The sequence below is a fragment of the Pantoea sp. X-Soil-OKNW-713 genome, from assembly GCF_059730685.1.
In genome coordinates this window covers 819,301-836,549 of the sequence record NZ_AP035995.1, presented here as the reverse complement: position 1 = coordinate 836,549, position 17,249 = coordinate 819,301, and the positions used below count along the sequence as shown (strand labels likewise).

At 53.6% G+C, this 17,249-nt stretch carries 17 protein-coding genes; 9 read left to right on the top strand and 8 right to left on the bottom strand.

Going from position 1 to position 17,249, the window contains the following annotated elements; all coding sequences use genetic code 11:
* The first annotated feature begins 22 nt into the window (after positions 1-22).
* Both AC6I8R_RS03730 and AC6I8R_RS03725 read left to right on the top strand, forming a co-directional pair.
* Positions 23-1,435: a glycoside-pentoside-hexuronide (GPH):cation symporter gene (locus tag AC6I8R_RS03730; RefSeq protein ID WP_208724794.1), complete on the top strand. Its 1,413-nt coding sequence runs from the start codon at positions 23-25 to the stop codon at positions 1,433-1,435.
* The gene (locus AC6I8R_RS03725; RefSeq protein WP_415173445.1) at positions 1,432-2,391 is read left to right on the top strand and encodes a glycoside hydrolase family 43 protein; all 960 of its coding nucleotides are present in this window, start codon (positions 1,432-1,434) and stop codon (positions 2,389-2,391) included. Before AC6I8R_RS03730 ends, AC6I8R_RS03725 begins: the two co-directional genes overlap by 4 nt.
* Here the strand turns inward: AC6I8R_RS03725 and ampE are convergent.
* Complete coding sequence (gene ampE / locus AC6I8R_RS03720; protein WP_497831924.1) at positions 2,373-3,227, bottom strand: beta-lactamase regulator AmpE; 855 nt, start codon at positions 3,225-3,227, stop codon at positions 2,373-2,375. The two genes, AC6I8R_RS03725 and ampE, sit on opposite strands and share 19 nt — an antisense overlap.
* A 16-nt stretch (positions 3,228-3,243) precedes the next feature.
* Positions 3,244-3,795 carry a 1,6-anhydro-N-acetylmuramyl-L-alanine amidase AmpD gene (gene ampD / locus AC6I8R_RS03715; RefSeq protein ID WP_497831923.1) on the bottom strand — a complete coding sequence of 184 codons (552 nt, stop codon included), beginning with the start codon at positions 3,793-3,795 and terminating at the stop codon, positions 3,244-3,246.
* Between the two features lie 182 nt (positions 3,796-3,977).
* Between ampD and nadC the strand changes: the two genes are divergently transcribed.
* The 4 genes from nadC to hofC all read left to right on the top strand — a co-directional run bounded on the left by nadC (position 3,978) and on the right by hofC (position 8,071).
* Complete coding sequence (nadC, locus tag AC6I8R_RS03710) at positions 3,978-4,874, top strand: carboxylating nicotinate-nucleotide diphosphorylase (RefSeq protein ID WP_497831922.1); 897 nt, start codon at positions 3,978-3,980, stop codon at positions 4,872-4,874.
* A gap of 174 nt (positions 4,875-5,048) precedes the next feature.
* Positions 5,049-5,504 carry a prepilin peptidase-dependent pilin gene (ppdD, locus tag AC6I8R_RS03705; protein ID WP_021184723.1) on the top strand — a complete coding sequence of 152 codons (456 nt, stop codon included), beginning with the start codon at positions 5,049-5,051 and terminating at the stop codon, positions 5,502-5,504.
* Entirely contained in the window at positions 5,491-6,879 is a 1,389-nt protein-coding gene (gene gspE / locus AC6I8R_RS03700) for a type II secretion system protein GspE (protein WP_208724790.1), read from the top strand. The genes ppdD and gspE overlap by 14 nt, the downstream gene beginning before the upstream one ends.
* On the top strand, positions 6,872-8,071 hold the full coding sequence (gene hofC, locus AC6I8R_RS03695) for a protein transport protein HofC (RefSeq protein WP_497831921.1): 1,200 nt from the start codon (positions 6,872-6,874) through the stop codon (positions 8,069-8,071). The genes gspE and hofC overlap by 8 nt, the downstream gene beginning before the upstream one ends.
* 98 nt (positions 8,072-8,169) lie before the next feature.
* Here the strand turns inward: hofC and AC6I8R_RS03690 are convergent, their stop codons facing one another.
* Positions 8,170-9,210 carry a GMP reductase gene (locus AC6I8R_RS03690; protein ID WP_021184726.1) on the bottom strand — a complete coding sequence of 347 codons (1,041 nt, stop codon included), beginning with the start codon at positions 9,208-9,210 and terminating at the stop codon, positions 8,170-8,172.
* A 229-nt stretch (positions 9,211-9,439) separates the two neighbouring features.
* On the opposite strand from AC6I8R_RS03690, the gene coaE reads away from it, so the two are divergent.
* From coaE to yacG, 3 genes are read left to right on the top strand one after another with little or no spacing between them, the layout of a single operon-like run.
* Entirely contained in the window at positions 9,440-10,048 is a 609-nt protein-coding gene (gene coaE, locus AC6I8R_RS03685) for a dephospho-CoA kinase (RefSeq protein WP_208724787.1), read from the top strand.
* 4 nt (positions 10,049-10,052) lie between these two features.
* Positions 10,053-10,796, top strand: coding sequence for a cell division protein ZapD (zapD, locus tag AC6I8R_RS03680; RefSeq protein WP_021184728.1), 744 nt, complete (start codon positions 10,053-10,055; stop codon positions 10,794-10,796).
* 8 nt (positions 10,797-10,804) lie between these two features.
* A complete protein-coding gene (gene yacG / locus AC6I8R_RS03675) occupies positions 10,805-11,002 on the top strand; it encodes a DNA gyrase inhibitor YacG (protein WP_021184729.1) in 198 nt (65 codons plus the stop codon).
* 24 nt (positions 11,003-11,026) lie between these two features.
* On the opposite strand, the gene mutT is transcribed toward yacG, so the two are convergent.
* The 5 genes from mutT to ftsZ form a co-directional block, all read right to left on the bottom strand.
* Positions 11,027-11,422, bottom strand: coding sequence for an 8-oxo-dGTP diphosphatase MutT (gene mutT, locus AC6I8R_RS03670; protein ID WP_021184730.1), 396 nt, complete (start codon positions 11,420-11,422; stop codon positions 11,027-11,029).
* A 97-nt stretch (positions 11,423-11,519) separates the two neighbouring features.
* The gene (gene secA / locus AC6I8R_RS03665; RefSeq protein ID WP_021184731.1) at positions 11,520-14,225 is read right to left on the bottom strand and encodes a preprotein translocase subunit SecA; all 2,706 of its coding nucleotides are present in this window, start codon (positions 14,223-14,225) and stop codon (positions 11,520-11,522) included.
* Positions 14,226-14,294: 69 nt separating this feature from the next.
* Positions 14,295-14,801, bottom strand: coding sequence for a secA translation cis-regulator SecM (secM, locus tag AC6I8R_RS03660; protein WP_208724784.1), 507 nt, complete (start codon positions 14,799-14,801; stop codon positions 14,295-14,297).
* Between the two features lie 268 nt (positions 14,802-15,069).
* Positions 15,070-15,987, bottom strand: coding sequence for a UDP-3-O-acyl-N-acetylglucosamine deacetylase (lpxC, locus tag AC6I8R_RS03655; RefSeq protein WP_021184733.1), 918 nt, complete (start codon positions 15,985-15,987; stop codon positions 15,070-15,072).
* Positions 15,988-16,088: 101 nt separating this feature from the next.
* The gene (gene ftsZ / locus AC6I8R_RS03650; protein WP_021184734.1) at positions 16,089-17,243 is read right to left on the bottom strand and encodes a cell division protein FtsZ; all 1,155 of its coding nucleotides are present in this window, start codon (positions 17,241-17,243) and stop codon (positions 16,089-16,091) included.
* Between the last annotated feature and the right edge of the window lie 6 nt (positions 17,244-17,249).

The following is a 17,249-nucleotide window of genomic DNA, read 5'->3' as shown; positions in this document are numbered from 1 at the left end:
TGGTTATTACTGGAGAACAACAATGAAAGGAACCGCGCTCTCATTTCGGGAAAAGCTGGGATACGGCATGGGCGATGCCGGATGTAACATGATTGGCGGGGCCATCATGCTCTTCCTTAACTATTTCTATACCGATGTTTTTGGCCTCGCACCGGCGCTGGTCGGCACCTTATTGCTTTCCGTGCGGGTACTGGATGCGGTGACAGACCCGATTATGGGTGCCATTGCCGATCGCACGCAAAGCCGCTGGGGCCGTTTCCGCCCCTGGCTGCTGTGGATCTCCGTCCCTTATGTTCTGTTTAGCGTGTTGATGTTCACCACTCCGGACTGGAGCTATGAAAACAAGGTCATCTGGGCCTTTGTTACTTACTTTTTGATGTCATTAACCTACACCGCCATCAATATTCCTTACTGCTCGCTGGGTGGCGTCATCACGAATGATCCGGGTGAACGCGTCTCCTGCCAGTCATACCGTTTTGTCATGGTCGGGGTTGCCACATTGATTTTGTCCTTGTCGCTGTTGCCAATGGCCGAGTGGTTTGGCGGCGACAACAAAGCGCGTGGTTATCAGATGGCGATGAGCGTGCTGGCACTGATTGGCCTGGCGATGTTTCTGTTCTGCTTTGCCACGGTACGTGAGCGTATTCGCCCGGCGGTACCCACCAATGATGATCTGAAAAACGACCTGCGTGACGTGTGGAAAAATGACCAGTGGGTACGCATTCTGCTGCTGACATTCTGCAATGTCTGCCCGGGTTTTATCCGCATGGCCGCTACCATGTATTACGTTACCTGGGTAATGGGCCAATCGACCCATTTTGCCACTCTGTTTATTAGTCTTGGCGTGATCGGCATGATGTTGGGCAGCACGCTGGCAAAAGTGCTGACCGATCGCTGGTGCAAATTAAAAGTGTTTTTCTGGACGAACATCGCCCTGGCGCTGTTTTCCTCTGGTTTCTACTGGATCAACCCGCATGCCACTCTGAGCGTGGTGATCGCCTACTTCCTGCTGAATATCCTGCATCAAATTCCTTCACCGCTGCACTGGTCGCTGATGGCCGATGTTGATGATTATGGCGAGTGGAAAACCGGCAAACGCATTACCGGCATGAGCTTCTCTGGCAACCTGTTTTTCCTCAAAGTCGGACTGGCCGTCGCCGGGGCGATGGTCGGTTTCCTGCTCTCCATCTATGGCTATGATGCCGGGGCGAAACAACAATCAGACCAGGCAATCAACGGCATTATGCTGCTATTCACCGTTATTCCTGGCGTTGGTTATCTGATCACCGCCGGTGTCGTCCGTCTGCTGAAAGTGGATCGAAAATTGATGCGTACCATTCAGGACGATCTGGCGTTGCGCCGCGCGAACTTTCGCGATCTGCAAACATCACGTCCCTCCTCTGCCGCCGTTATCGAACCCGGAGAAATTAAATGAGTCATTCCTGGCCTAATCCCTTTATCACGCAACGTGCTGATCCTTTTATTCTCCGTCATGACAACGGGTATTACTTTGTCGCGTCAGTGCCTGAATATGATCGTCTGGAAATACGTTATGCAGCCACGCTGGCAGCACTGCCCGAGGCTGAACCGGTTGTGGTTTGGCACAAACCGGACACGGGACCGTTTAGCGCACTGATCTGGGCACCCGAGCTGCATCATATCAACGGCCAGTGGGTGATCTATTTTGCTGCTGCCCCCACGCGTGAAATTAAAGATGGCTTGTTCCAGCACCGCATGTACGCGTTGGTTTGTAGCGATGCTGACCCGCTGACCGGCCACTGGCAGCCGGTGCGTCGGGTGCATACGCCGTTAGATAGCTTCTCACTCGACGCTACGCATTTTGTTCATCAGGGAAGAAACTGGTATCTGTGGGCGCAGAAAGATCCCGCTATCCCAGGTAACTCGAATCTTTATCTCGCTGAATTGCTTAATCCCTGGACGCTGAAAGGCACGCCACAGATGCTGAGCCGCCCGGAGTATGAATGGGAATGCGCCGGATTTAGCGTGAACGAAGGTCCGGCGGTGATTCGTCATGGTAACCGGTTGTTTGTCACCTACTCCGCCAGCGCGACGGATGAAAACTATTGTCTGGGAATTCTCAGCATTGATGCGGATGCCGACCCGCTGCAAGCAGCCGCGTGGCAAAAATCAGCGCGCCCGGTCTTCAACACCAGTTGGGACAATCATCAGTACGGACCAGGCCACAATAGCTTTACCGTCGACGAACAAGGGAAGGATGTACTGGTTTATCACGCGCGTAACTACACGGAAATTGAGGGCGATCCGTTATGGGATCCTAATCGCCATACGCGGTTGAAATACTTTGCCTGGCGTGAGGACGGCACACCGGATTTTGGTGTGCCGCCCGCCGATCACACCAGCGTACCGTAGATGGTCAACAGCGCGACTACCACCACCAGCACCAGGGAAATGCGTTTTGCCAGCGCAACAGCTACGCGCGGGGTTTCCACTTTATCAACATGGGGATCCCGCGCCAGTGAGAACTGCGCCAGACTGGTCAACACCTGATATTGCGAGCGATGCCAGTCAGTCAGCGAGGCGAACCAGGCGGGCAACGCTCGCTCACCATGCCCCAGTAATGCGTAGGCAACGCCTGCAAGACGTACCGGAATCCAGTCCAGCAGATGTAAAATGCGGTCAACACCTGATTGCGCACGTTCCAGCGGAGTATGATGCTTTGCCAGCCAGCTTTGCCAGGCTCGCAGAAAGGCGTAGCCCACCAGCAGCACTGGCCCGTAAGGACCGCCCACCACGAACCAGAACAGCGGGGCCAGATAAAAGCGGAAGTTAATCCAGATCAGCGCGTTCTGAAGCTCACGCAGAAATTCGCGCTCGCTGCACTCAACCGGCACCCCGTGAATCAGCGTCAGCTCTGCCGCCATCGCCTGATGCGCCGCCAGGTCATCGTGACTCGCCGCTTTCAGATAAGTGTGATAATGCAGGCGTACCGAACCTGCGCCAATACACAGCAATCCCACGACAATCCAGAACAACAGCTGCACTACACCAAAAAGCAACCCTTTCAGGCTCCAGACCAGCAGCCAGACAATCAGCATGGCGATAATCGTCATCACCAGAGTGCGAAGCAGCGAAAAATGCCGACGACCACGAAACAATGGCTCCAGCCGATGATCCAGCTGCCAGTGCTCACCCAGCTTAAACAGTCGTTCCCAACCTAAAACCAATAACAAGCTAAACAACGTCATACCTGCTCCTGCTGATTCAGGGATTCTCCCGCTTTAAGGCATGTTTATAGCGTACCCAGTCAAATGCCGGTCCCGGATCGGTTTTACGTTCCGGCGCAATATCACTGTGTCCGGTGATACGTTCCGCTGTCAGCGGATAGTGTTGCATCAATAGCTCAGTTACCTGTGCCAGCGTCGCATACTGTGCATCGGTATAGGGCAGAGTATCGGTGCCTTCCAGCTCTATCCCCATCGAAAAATCATTACAATTTTCCCGGCCGTCAAACTGCGATGCCCCCGCATGCCAGGCTCGCTGGTTAAAGGAAACATACTGCACCAGTTCACCGTCGCGCCGGATCAGACAGTGCGCAGCCACACGTAAATGGGCAATATCGGCAAAATAAGGATGCGCATCCGCAGGCAGAGTCCCCGTGAACAGACGATCAATCCACGGGCCGCCAAATTCGCCGGGCGGCAAACTGATATTGTGAATAATCAGCACCGAAGGTATTTCATTTTCCGGCCGCTGATTGAAGTGCGGTGAAAGCACCTTACGCGCACTGCTAATCCAGCCATCTTCCAGTTTCATGCCGTTTTCCCTACGTTGAGGTCAGGCTGAGAATAACATGATTCTTTCCGGGAGCTTGTGAGTTAATGCGAAAGGCAGAGGAAGTTAAGGATACTAAACATTTCATCGCCATGAACTGGCATTGACGCGAAAATCAGGCTAAGGTGTGCGCTCATTCTCTCGTCATCTGGAGCAGAAATAGTATGGCATCGCGTCGTTACGATCCCGATCATCGTCGTCAGGCATTGATCAGGCGCATTGAGCAGGACATCCCGGAAGCCGTTTCCGCTGCACTTCGGGAAGACTTAGGCGGCGAAGTGGATGCCGATCGTGACATCACAGCGCTATTGCTCCCGGCAGACAAACAAGCCGAAGCCAAAATCATCACACGCGAAGCCGGTGTTTTCTGTGGTAAACGCTGGGTGGAAGAGGTCTTCATCCAACTGGGTAATAAAGTCACCATCACCTGGCATGTTGAAGATGGGCAACCCCTGACCGCTGACCAGTTGTTGTTTGAACTCCAGGGCCCGGCACGTCTGCTGTTGACGGCGGAACGCACCGCGCTGAATTTTGTACAAACGCTCTCTGGTGTGGCAACCGAAGTCAGTCATTATGTGGCCTTGCTGGCAGGTAGCAATACGCAGTTACTGGATACACGAAAAACCTTACCGGGGCTGCGAACCGCCCTTAAATATGCCGTGCTCTGCGGGGGCGGTAGTAATCATCGTCTCGGTCTGTCTGACGCCTTTCTGATTAAAGAGAACCATATTATCGCCAGTGGCTCGGTGCGCCAGGCCGTGGAGAAAGCGTTGTGGCTGCACCCTGATGTGCCGGTCGAGGTCGAAGTTGAAACGTTGAATGAGCTAAGGGATGCGCTGGATGCGGGTGCCGACATCGTGATGCTCGATAACTTCAGTCTCGAGATGATGCGTGACGCCGTGGTGCTGACACAAAAACGCGCATTACTCGAAGTGTCCGGCAACGTGACAGAAACGACACTGCCGCAAATTGCGCAAACCGGGGTGGATTATGTCTCGGTAGGAGCGTTAACCAAACACGTACGCGCACTTGATCTCTCCATGCGTTTTCGCGAAACCTGATAGTCCCGTCGCGGTGCGCTGCACCGCGAATCTGCGAGGTTGCTTCCAGTTCCCTGTTCCGCAGGCTGCAAATGCGGATCTTTTCTGCGTAACGTTTCCAGCCGTTTGATTTCATCGCTTTTTCTTTCCTGCCCCCTTTTTTACCGTGACGGCTCCACAACAAGGAGCCTGCTTATGGAACGACAACGTGGTTTTACCCTCATCGAATTAATGATTGTGATCGGCATTGTGGCCATCCTCAGCGCAATCGGTGTTCCGGCTTATCAAAATTATCTACAACGCGCCGCTCTGACGGATATGTTACAGACGATGGTGCCTTACAAGACGGCGGTGGAACTTTGTGCCATTGAACGTGGTGGCCCTGCTCAATGCCAGGCAGGTGATCGGGGGATACCGGCAGCCAAAGGTTCGCGTTATGTCGCGACACTTGCCGTCATCAACGGCGTCATCACGCTGACCGGGCAGGAAAGCCTGTCAGGATTAACGGTGGAGATGCAACCGGTGTGGAACAGCACCGATGGCACGCTTGACTGGCAACGTAGCTGTAACAGCGACAACAGCACCCTGCGCGAAAACTGCCTGGAACAGTTTCGCTTTGCTGACAAAGGTGGACGTCATGGAGAAGCCTGATGACATGCTCAAGACGCTGTGTAGGCGTCATAACGCGATAATCCTGCATCATGATGACACTTTGCTGCGCGTGGCTGTGTCCGGTACACCTGAACCGGCGCTGCTGGAGGCACTGCAATTTGCCAGTCAGTGCAAAGTCGAGGTGGAGTGCTGGCCAGCCGCCCGAATCGAGCAGCAACTCCACGAGCCGGGGCGTTCTGAGGTGCCCAAAGAACAGGCTGCGGTGGAGTCTGCCATCAACGCAGTGGAGTATATTCTGCGCCAGGCATTACAACGTCGTGCATCCGATGTCCATTTTGAGCCACAGCATCACGCGTTGCGTGTTCGGCTACGTATTGATGGTGTCCTGCACAAGCTGGCGCAATTGCCCGATGCTCAACCCGCTGCGGTGCTGGCCCGGTTGAAAATTCTCGGCGGGCTGGATATTGCTGAACGGCGGTTGCCGCAGGATGGGCAATTTACCCTGGAACTGGAAGGGAAGCAGGCCGCCTTTCGTCTCTCCACCTTACCCATCAGCCACGGAGAGAAAGCGGTTGTACGTTTAATGCAGAGCGAAAATAGCGCGATTGCGCTGGATAAACTCGGCATGCCGACCAGCCAGTTGCGTCAGTTCAGCACGGCACTGGCGAAACCACAGGGGTTGATTCTGGTAACCGGCCCAACCGGTAGCGGAAAAACCTTCACCCTTTACAGCGGATTGAGTGCACTCAATGTGCCGGAAAAAAACGTCTGTAGTGTTGAAGATCCGGTGGAAATTCCGCTTGAAGGTATCAACCAGACACAAATTCAGCCCCGCAGTGGGCTGGATTTTAATCTGGTGTTGCGCGCCTTATTGCGCCAGGACCCGGACATCATCATGGTGGGTGAAATACGTGATGCGGAGACGGCGGGGATTGCCGTCAAAGCCGCGCAAACCGGTCATCTGGTCCTCTCTACGCTGCATACCAACTCAACCGCTGAAACCCTGACGCGGCTGCGGCAAATGGGGATCCCCGGCTATCTGCTAGGTCCGGCGCTGCAACTGATTGTTGCACAACGGCTGGTAAGACGCCTGTGTATACATTGCCGCCAACCGGGACAGGCAATTGCTCATCTGCCCCCCGAATTATGGCCGGGAACGCTTCAGACCTGGCGGGCTCCGGGGTGCGACCACTGTTTTTCCGGCTACTATGGGCGGTTGGCACTTTTCGAACTCCTGCCCATGACCGCCAAATTGCAGAACGCCATCTCTGCTGATATGCCACTGGAGCATCTGCTCTCACTGGCAAATCAGCAGGGAATGAAAACGCTGGTCGCCGCCGGACTGGAAGCGGTCAGTCGAGGGGAAACCTCACTGGAAGAGATGCAACGCGTGGTTGGATTGGGCAATGGCTAATCTCTATCATTTTCGCTGGCAGGCGCTGGATAGCGCGGGTTTACTGCAAAACGGTGAATCATTAATCTCCACCCCGGATGCACTGCTGCACCAGTTGGCGGATCGTGGAATGATGGCCGTGAGTTGGAAACGGGGGAAGTGCTGGCGTGCGCGCGACTGGAAGTGGCAGCAAAAAAGCAACCTCATCCAACAACTTGCCACGCTGCTCAAGGCAGGACTTCCTCTGGCAGAAAGCCTGGCTCTGCTTGCCGAAGGGCACCCCGATATCGGCTGGCGTACATTACTCAGAGGGTTGCAGCAACGGGTGCTTGCCGGAGTACCCTTTTCCCAGGCATTACGCGACTGGCCGCAAATTTTCCCGCCGTTGTTTCCGGCGTTAATGCAGGTGGGAGAACTTACCGGGCAATTAGACGAATGTTGCCGCCAACTGGCGCAGCAGCAAACCGGCCAACAGCTTTTGCGTCAGAAAGTGGTCAAGGCACTGCGCTATCCATTGTTCATAATGTTGGTCGCGATAGCAGTGAGTGCTGGCATGCTGCTATTTGTCTTGCCGGAATTTGTCTCGGTGTACGCCAGCTTCGATGCACCACTCCCGGCACTCACTGCCGGTGTGATGGCATTATCAGCCTTGCTACAGGCGGTTGCTTTACCGTTACTGTTGACCTGCGGAGCCGTTGCCATTCTGGTTCAACAATTTTATCGACGCTCTCCCCGCTGGCAGCGTCAATGCCAGCTTTGGTTATTACGGCTGCCATTGCTGGCACCGCTATGGCGCGGCAGCCAACTCACACAAATTTATGACATTCTGCAACTGACACAGCGGGCCGGCCTGACCTTACTGCAAAGTTTGCAAGCGGTGGAAGTCACACTGGCAGCCCGACTCTGGCGTGAGGCTATCGGGGAATTGCAGCAACATATTGCCGCTGGCGCACCCTTGCACCAGGCTCTGCTACAACATCAATTGTTCACTCCCCTGTGTGCCCAACTCATTAAAGTGGGTGAAGAGGTAGGTGCTTTAGATGTCATGCTGTCACGCCTGGCGGAATGGCATCGGCAGAATACGCTGAGCCGCGCAGAGTCTCTGGCCGCAGCGCTTGAACCCATGATGATGGTCGTGATTGGCAGCATCGTGGGGACACTGGTGATTGCGATGTATCTGCCGGTATTTGGGCTGGGTGATGCTATTCGCTGATGGGTGTACATTTTTATTCGTAGCGGCGTGATTATTCGCGCAATTTCGTACGCGAAGTCAGAAAAGGTTGCGCGATAAATCGCGCCGCTACCAGTGAATCAGCGAGTAAACACCCGATTTTCCTGTTCCGCCACACGAATAAAAGTGGTGCGTTTGGTCAGCTCTTTCAGTCTTTCCGCCCCAACATAAGTACATGCCGAGCGCAGGCCACCGAGGATATCTTTAATCGTGTCGTCAACCGGACCACGCAGCGGCAGCCGAACGGTTTTGCCCTCTGCCGCACGATACTGCGCAACACCACCAACATGGCGCTTCATGGCTGATTCTGAACTCATGCCATAAAACAGCATAAATTGCTCACCCTGCTCCTCAACGATAGTGCCTTCACACTCATCATGTGCCGCCAGCATACCGCCAAGCATGACAAAATCGGCTCCGCCACCAAAGGCTTTGGCGATATCACCCGGTACGGCACAACCGCCATCACTGACGATCTGCCCCCCCAGCCCATGTGCAGCATCTGCACATTCAATTACCGCTGAAAGCTGCGGATAACCCACCCCAGTTTTCACGCGTGTGGTGCAGACTGAACCGGGACCGATACCCACTTTCACGATATCCGCACCAGACAAAATCAGTTCTTCCACCATTTCCCCGGTGACCACATTACCGGCACAAATCGTTTTATCCGGGAAACTCTCGCGCGCACGTTGCAGGAACGCGACAAAGTGCTCGGAATAACCATTAGCAACATCGATGCAGATAAAGTTAAGTTGAGGTGAAAGCGCCAGAACGGCACTGAGTTTGCTGAAGTCTGCTTCTGACGTACCGGTAGACACCATTACATGCCCCAGCACCGATGCGGGCACGCGCTGAATAAACGCCTGCCAGTCTTCGACGCTGTAGTGTTTGTGCACGGCGGTTAGCACGCCAAATCCTGCCAGCGCTTCTGCCATAGTGAAAGTACCGACCGTATCCATATTAGCGGCGATAACCGGTACGCCAGTCCAACTTAGAGCAGAGTGTTTAAAGGTAAAAGTACGCTCGAGTTCAACATCTGAACGGCTTTTGAGAGTGGAACGTTTAGGGCGGATCAGTACGTCTTTAAAGCCCAGTTTAACATCTTCTTCAATACGCATAACGGGTGTCCTGGTTAGTGGCATCGAACCTCAGTTCGGGTAGCGCTCACGGCTCCAGTGTCGTTATCATACGCGCCATTCGTTCTGCGACAAGACTGCGAATTTCACTTTATTTAAGCTACAATCCGTTAAATTTAGCTGAGAAAATCGATTGTGATCCTGCTCTCATCTTGCCTTAAGTTTTACGCAGGTTGTGGCAGCATGACGGTGCAGATTCCAGGAAAACGCTATGCCTTTTACCGTTGCGCTAACGGGTGGCATTGGCAGTGGTAAATCCACCATCGCCAATGCCTTCGCGGCGCTGGGTGCCGAGATCATCGACGCCGACTCCATTGCCAGAGAAGTAGTTGAACCGGGTACGCCAGCATTGCAGGCGATCGTTAAACGTCATGGCGAATCGATCCTGACGGCAGAAGGCACGCTTTATCGTGCACGGTTGCGCGAAATTATTTTTCAGCAGCCGCAGGAAAAAAACTGGCTGAACCAATTGTTGCATCCATTAATTAATGCGCGAACTCAGCAGTTAAAGGCACTCACTACCTCACCTTATGTGCTGTGGGTGGTGCCGTTGCTGGTGGAAAACGGCCTGCAACATCAGGCCAATCGCGTGCTGGTGGTGGATGTGGATGAGGCAACCCAATTGCAGCGTACGCAACAACGCGACGGAATATCCCTCGCGCAAGCCCAAAATATTCTTGCCGCGCAGGCCAGCCGACAACAGCGCCTGGCCGTCGCGGATGACATCATCGATAATAGCGGCACGCCTGATGATGCGCTGCCGCGTGTTGCTGAACTTCACCAGCGCTACTTGCGTCTGGCCGCAGCAGAACAGGATTAACATCATGAGTACAGTCGTTCTGTTTGAACATCCCCTGAATGAGAAAATGCGTACCTGGTTACGCGTCGAATTTCTGCTTAACCAATTGCACGAAACCATCCCCGTCACCAGTTCCGTTTCCGCGCTGGGTGTCTTCCGCATTCTTGCCGATTTGCTGGACATCTTTGAACGGGGTGACATGCGCACTGAACTGCTGAAAGAACAGGAACGCCAGCAGCAAAAGTTGCGCGCCTGGCTCGATGTCCCGGGAGTGGATCTGCAACGAGTGCAGACGTTAAGCAAACAGCTAAAACAGCAATCGAGCGAGCTGTTACAGGCACCCCGTATGGGCCAGCAATTACGTGAAGATCGTCTGATTGGGCTGGTTCGTCAGCGCCTGAGCATTCCTGGTGGTTGCTGTAGTTTTGATTTGCCCGGCCTGCATATTTGGTTGCATCTCGAACAAACGATGCGTGATGCACAAGTCAACGCCTGGCTGGAATCGCTTAATCCACTGCGTAACAGCCTTGCGATGATCCTCGATTTAGTTCGCCAATCGGGTGTGTTTCGCAATCAAACCAGCCTGAACGGGTTTTATCAGGATAACGCCGAAGGTGCTGATTTGTTGCGGCTGCAACTCACACTGGAAGATGCCTTATACCCGCAAGTCTCCGGCCATAAGAGCCGTTATGCCATTCGCTTCCTGCCGCTGGACAGTGAACGTGGTGAAGTACCCGAACGACTTAACTTTGAACTGGCCTGTTGTTAGAGGATGTTATGCAGGAAGAGATGATTGTTGTACCTTGCCCCAATTGCGGTAAAGACGTGATGTGGGACGAACTGAGTCCCTGGCGCCCATTTTGTAGCAAACGTTGCCAGCTGATTGATTTAGGCGAATGGGCAGCAGAAGAAAAACGTATTGCCAGCAGCGGTGATATGACCGACAGCGACGACTGGAGCGAAGAACAACAGTAACTATCAGGGGCCTGGCCCCTGATATCAGATTTCGCCCGCCACCAGGCGTGCAATCAATGCATGGTTTGCGGGTGGGAATTCTTCTGCAACCAAGGCTGTTTGCTCGACCCAGCGTTGCGGCTGCCCTTCCTTACCCCAGGGCTCGCCATGCCAACCTTCCACCAGAAAGAAATGCAGCGTGACACGCAAATCTTCATAGCTGTGATCAGCCTGCCCAATTGGCTGAGCTGCCGTCACTTCAATACCCGTCTCTTCCATTAGCTCACGCTTCAACGCCTGTTCAGCGGTTTCGTCCTGTTCGATTTTGCCGCCAGGAAACTCCCATTTGTTAGCCATGTGGGAACTTGCTGCACGTTGAGCAAGGAAGATCTGGTGACTGGCATTGCGAATGATGCCCACCGCGACTTGCAGGTGTTTCATAAGCTGAATTCCGCTAAAAGAATAAAATGAGTCGCTGATTCTAAAGCAGTCACCGTGAAAACGCATAAAAAAAGGAGCCAATCGGCTCCTTTCTTTATCAGGCCAGACGGCCGTGGCACTGCTTATATTTTTTACCTGAACCACACGGGCAAGGATCGTTACGACCGACCTTGCGTTCGCCGCCCTGCGCCGCCAGCGCGGCAGCCGCTGCGGTCTCATCATCCACATGACTCAACTGCTGCTGCTGTGCCAGACGCTCAGCTTCTTCACGACGCTGTTGCTCCATCGCTTCAACTTCTTCCGGCATACGCACCTGAACCTTGCTCAGGGTGCTGATCACTTCGTATTTCAGCGATTCCAGCATGGCGGCAAACATGGAGAAAGATTCGCGCTTGTATTCCTGCTTCGGATCTTTCTGCGCATAACCACGCAGATGAATACCCTGACGCAGATAATCCATCGCCGCCAGATGCTCTTTCCACAGTGAGTCCAGCGTTTGCAGCATCACGCCTTTTTCAAAGTTACGCATCATTTCCACGCCCACCACTTCTTCTTTGGCAGCGTAGCTTTCTGTCGCATGCTTCATGATGCGCTCGCGCAGCGTCTCTTCATGCAGGTCAGGTTCTTTATCCAGCCATTCCGCAATCGGCAGATCCAAGTCGAAATCAGTACGCAGACGCTCTTCAAGGCCAGGCACATCCCACATTTCCTCCAGCGACTGCGGCGGAATATAGGTGTCGATGGTTGCTTTAAACACATCCTCACGGATGCTGTTGATGGTTTCTGATACGTCAGACACATCCAGCAGCTCGTTACGCTGGCTGTAGATCGCGCGGCGCTGATCGTTAGCAACATCATCATACTCAAGCAGCTGCTTACGGATATCGAAGTTACGGCTTTCTACTTTACGCTGCGCATTGGCAATCGCTTTGGTTACCCACGGGTGTTCAATCGCTTCACCTGGCTTCATCCCCAGCTTACGCATCATGTTAGAGACACGATCCGAGGCGAAGATACGCATCAATGCATCTTCCATTGACAGGTAGAAACGTGAAGAACCAGCGTCACCCTGACGGCCCGCACGGCCACGCAGCTGGTTATCGATACGACGCGATTCATGGCGCTCAGTACCGATAATATGTAAACCACCGGCAGCCAGAACCGCTTCATGACGCTGCTGCCAGGCGGCTTTGATTTCTTCAATCTGTGCGTCGGTTGGCGCTTCCAGCTCCGCCACTTCCGCATGCCAGTTACCACCCAGCATAATGTCAGTACCACGACCCGCCATGTTTGTGGCGATGGTCACAGCACCAGGCTGACCAGCCTGTGCCACGATATCTGCTTCGCGGGCGTGGAATTTGGCGTTCAGTACGCTGTGTTTGATGCCGGCACGCGTCAGTTCGTTGGAGACCACTTCAGATTTTTCAATTGAAATAGTACCCACCAGCACCGGCTGCCCATTGGCAGTACAGGCACGAATATCTTCAATGATGGCATCAATCTTCTCTTTCTCGGTCATGTAGACCAGATCGGCCATATCTTTACGCACCATCGGACGGTTGGTTGGCACCACGATGGTATCGAGTTTGTAGATCGAGCTAAATTCAAAAGCTTCGGTATCCGCTGTACCGGTCATGCCGGCCAGTTTTTCGTAGATACGGAAATAGTTCTGGAAAGTGATGGACGCCAGCGTCTGGTTTTCGTTCTGGATCTCCACGCCTTCTTTGGCTTCAACCGCCTGATGCAGACCATCTGACCAACGACGTCCCTGCATCGTACGACCGGTGTGTTCATCAACGATCACAACCTCACCATCTTTAACGATGTAGTCAACGTCACGGGTGAACAACGCATGCGCACGCAGAGCCGCAGTGACATGGTGCATCAGCATAATGTTGGTCGGTGAATAGAGAGATTCACCCTCATCCATAATGTTCTGGCTAACCAGCAGTTCTTCGACTTTAACCAGACCGCGCTCAGTCATATGTGCCTGACGCGCTTTTTCATCCACCCAGAAGTCACCTTCGCCCTGGAAGGTATCGGAATCTTCTTTTTCCTGACGGATCAGGTGCGGGATGATTTTGTTGACCTTGATATACAGGTCAGAGCTGTCTTCAGCCGGGCCAGAGATGATCAGCGGCGTACGCGCTTCATCGATCAGGATGGAGTCGACCTCATCCACCAGCGCATAATGCAGTTTACGCTGCACGCGCTCTTCCGGGCTGAAAGCCATGTTGTCACGCAGATAGTCGAAACCATACTCGTTGTTGGTACCGTAGGTGATATCGGCAGCATAGGCAGCGCGTTTGGCAATTGACGGCATACCTGGCAGGTTGATACCCACGGTCAGACCAAGGAATTCAAACAGTGGACGGTTATTTTCGGCGTCACGTTGAGCAAGGTAATCGTTCACGGTTACGACGTGGACGCCTTTGCCACTCAGGGCATTCAGGTAAGCAGGCAGCGTAGCCGTCAGGGTTTTACCTTCACCGGTACGCATCTCAGCGATGCAACGTTCGTTGAGTACCATGCCGCCAATCAACTGCACGTCGAAGTGGCGCATGCCAAACACACGCTTACTTGCTTCACGTACGGTGGCGAAGGCTTCCGGGATCAAGCTTTCCAGGCTTTCACCTTTTTCCAGACGCTCGCGGAATAAACCCGTTTTCGCTTTCAGTTCGTCATCGGAGAGCTTTTCAAAATCCGGCTCCATCTTATTGATGACATCCACGACTTTGCGCATGCGGCGCAAAGTACGATCATTGCTACTACCAAAAACTTTAGTTAATAATTTGATTAACATGATAATTATTTTCTCAATTCAGTCGTGACACCACGAACTGCGCAATCTAAACAAAGTGAGTGAAAAAGGTTAGCAGTTGAGCAATGAAGGTCCGGCGCGAATGCCCTGAAGAGCAGACAACCAGAAAGCGGGGGTATTAATTTGCGGTTCTGAGACGCGAACAGCACGTTGCGGTTCGGCAACCATCTGTGGCATCGCCGGTGAAGTCAGCAATGCTTGTAATGAATCGATGAGCGCCAGCTTTTGTGCTGCCAGCGGAGCCACCTGATCGCTCTGCGCCTGCGCCGGTGGCGTCATGCTGAAAGAGAGATGGCGAATAACGGTGCGAATGGCATGTTGATGCCAGTAATCGACATTAAAACTTGGGCGGCGTGCCGTTTCCTGGAGACGGATCAGGTGGTCGAAACGGACGATATTACCGACAAACAGGCTGCTGACAGGCGTATCAGCGGAAGTAGGTTCGGAGGTTTGCGCACACGCGGGCAAGCCAAAACTGGCTGCAACCATCCCCAACAGGAGATGCGGCCAGAAGTAGCGTCTGCCAAATTGTCGCCAGCGTGAGAAAATCCCGATCACAACCCGTCCACAATGCTTCAGTAAAATAGTATTCCCGCCTGCGGCGGTACTTACCCTGCCAATTCAGGCGCCTGATAATAGCATTTATGTGTGGCTTCCACACCAGTGATTCAATGGTCGTCGGACGAATTCACGCTTTTTCGTACAAGAACTAACCCGTGTTGGCAGTGAAATGCGAGTCGTTACGCAGAAAGGATAGAGAATAAAAAAACGGCAGGTTCCACTGACCGGAGAGAGTGTCAGGGAGACCCGCCGTTTTATGTCTGACTTACGCCAGAACCAGATTGGGTGCTTTGAATGCCAGCGGCAGTTCAGCTTCGTCTTCGAAGGTTGCCCATTCCCAGGCTTCCTGCTTCGCCAGTACCGCTTGCAGCAGCTTGTTGTTCAATGCATGGCCTGATTTAAAGGCGGTAAACGCGCCAATAACGTTGTGGCCGCACATAAACAGGTCGCCGATCGCGTCCAGCATTTTGTGACGAACGAACTCATCCTCAAAGCGCAGACCTTCTTCGTTCAGTACGCGGAAATCATCGAGGCCAATCGCACAATCTAAACTACCGCCCAGGCACAGGCCTTTAGACTGCAGATATTCGATTTCACGCATAAAGCCGAAAGTACGCGCACGGCTGATCTGGCGAACAAACGCCTCGGCCGAGAAGTTCAGCTGATAGCGCTGCGAACTTGAATCAATTGCCGGATGTTTGAAATCGATGGTGAAGTCGAGTGAGAAACCATTGTACGGTTTAATCTCTGCCCACTTGTCGCCATCTTCAACGCGCACCGCTTGCTTAACACGCACAAATTTCTTCGCGCTGTTCAGCTCTTCGATGCCCGCATCCATCAGCAGATAGATAAAAGGTGCAGCACTGCCGTCCATGATCGGGATTTCCGGCGCATCAACTTCAACAATGATGTTGTCGATACCCAGACCCGCCAGCGCGGCATTCAGGTGTTCTACGGTCGAAATACGCACGCCTTCATCATTCACCAGGCAAGTACTCAGCATGGTGTCGCGCACGTATTTTGCATCAGCCGGGAAATCTACCGGTGGATTCAAGTCTGTGCGACGATAGATGACCCCGGTATTAGCCGACGCAGGGCGTAAGGTCAGCGTGACTTTTTTGCCGGTATGTAAACCGACGCCAGTCGCCTGAACAATACGTTTTAATGTCCTTTGTTTGATCATCGCATTATCTCGCAATATTACCCATCCGACCGCCAGTATAAATTACCGGCGGGCGAACACTTTAGCACAAAGAGCGGAGAATCCCAATTCTCGGGATATTCTTAGTCGGCCTGCTTACGCAGAAACGCCGGAATATCCAGATAGTCAGGCTCTTTGCTTGACGAAGCAGCCGGGTCGTTAACCACTTTCGCAGCAGGTTTTTGCTCCTGCGGCAGCGGCGCCATGCCATGCTGCTGGTAACGATGGTCCATCACTGGCTGGCTGGCCGGTTTGTTGGTCACCAGGGTGATTTCCGGACGCTTGTCCATACCGATACCAGTCGCGACCACGGTCACACGCAGTTCATCGTTCATCTCTGGATCCAGAGAAGTACCGATTACCACGGTAGCGTTGTCTGAAGCGAAGGCACGGATGGTGTTACCCACGGTTTCGAACTCGTCGAGACGCAGATCGAAGCCAGCGGTGATGTTAACCAGCACCCCACGCGCGCCAGACAGGTCGATATCTTCCAGCAGCGGGCTGGAGATCGCCATTTCGGCCGCTTCTTCCGCACGGTCTTCACCACATGCCACGCCAGAACCCATCATGGCGTAACCCATCTCTGACATCACCGTACGTACGTCGGCGAAGTCAACGTTCATCAGACCCGGACGGGTAATCAGCTCGGCGATACCCTGCACCGCACCTTTCAGTACGTCGTTAGCTGCACCGAAGGCATCCAGCAGAGAAATGCCACGACCCAGCACTTTCAGCAGCTTGTCGTTCGGAATCGTGATCAGTGAATCGACATGCTTCGACAGTTCAGCGATACCCTGCTCGGCAAAAGCCATGCGCTTTTTACCTTCGAAGTTGAAGGGCTTAGTCACCACCGCAACGGTCAGGATACCCAAATCTTTCGCGACTTCTGCAACCACCGGTGCCGCACCCGTACCGGTGCCGCCGCCCATGCCCGCCGCAATAAACACCATGTCTGCCCCATCCAGCGCAGAACGCAGTGCTTCGCGATCTTCTTCCGCTGAGGTGCGACCAACTTCCGGGTTTGCACCCGCACCCAGACCCTTGGTGATATTGGTCCCGATCTGGATAGTCTGGCCGACCGCCGTTTTACGTAACGCCTGCGCGTCGGTGTTCACAGCGAAGAATTCCACACCTTCGATACGCTCGCGTACCATGTGTTCTACGGCGTTGCCACCGCCACCGCCGACGCCGATGACTTTAATCACCGCGTCATTGGTCAATTCCATAGGTTCAAACATGATTTC